Source organism: Halanaerobium sp., from assembly GCF_003070835.1.
The window spans coordinates 1-1,018 of sequence record NZ_QBLR01000508.1; the positions used below are offsets into that span (position 1 = coordinate 1).

Sequence of the window (1,018 nt, forward strand, 5' to 3'; positions counted from 1 at the left end):
TGTATGAACTTTGATGTTTTCATCCTTCAAATAAGGGTTATGATAACCATAAGGAACAGTTGCTGTATATTCTAAGGGATCTCTATCACTTAAATCATGTAGATAAAGAGCTGTTTCATGGGAATAAATCAACCTGGTGTTTTTTTGCTGGATTATATACATCTCATCATTAAAAGCATCTGGAGTTGTATAAACTCCTCTTTTGATTCTCTCCAACTTATCTTCTTCTAAAAAAATAGATAAATATTCTCGAGGAATATTTTTTTCTTTCAATTCTTTAGTTAAAACCAGGCCGTCATTTTTTTCGATTAAATCATTTAACTTTTGGCGATAATTCATAAAAAACACCTCTTTTACTTTTATACTAATATTATATCTTATTTTAGTTTAAAAGTAAAAATTTTTTATTTATTGTATAGTAAAATCACTGAAAATTGCAAAGTAGTATTCCCGACCAAAAGAGCTATTTTTTCTAATACCGGAGCAAGAATATCTCTATTTTCTTCAATTTCTTTTTCTTCAAACCTAAATAATTGAAGTCAATGTTAATCAAATTTACCTTAGGATATCTAGCTACATTAATTAAACTTATGATAGTCACCACTCAGCTAAAAATTAAACAGAATTAATTTTACTTTAATCAAGCTTATCTAAAATATCTATTCTTTTAACCCAAATAAAGGAAGCAAGACAATCATTATCAAAAAATCAAAAACTAAATTTAGATCAGTCTGATAAATTAATTTATCAGAACTCATCATCTTCATCTCCAAATACCAGGTAGCCATACCCACCTTCAATTAGATACTCATTATATCTACTCTCTGAAATTTTATTTTTTTCAAGAGCTTCTTCAGCTAATTCAGCATAGTCAGATTCTACGATTATATCTGCATCAGTTTTTACTTTAGAGTATAATTCTGTTGAATATCCGTATCTTTTAGCCGCTTTAGTTATATTAATATCTTTTGAATTTTGATATTCTTTATTTTTTATATGATTATCCAGTTTTAGTCTC

The 1,018-nt window shown here is 27.1% G+C and carries 1 protein-coding gene and 1 pseudogene; both read right to left on the reverse strand.

The features are described 5' to 3' along the window. Positions 1 to 339 (reverse strand): type IV toxin-antitoxin system AbiEi family antitoxin domain-containing protein (locus CI949_RS20855; protein ID WP_290769960.1); only part of this gene is annotated, 339 nt, incomplete at its 3' end. Positions 340 to 747: 408 nt separating this feature from the next. Then, positions 748 to 1,018 (reverse strand): annotated as a pseudogene (locus CI949_RS20860) (hypothetical protein); the annotation flags it as partial.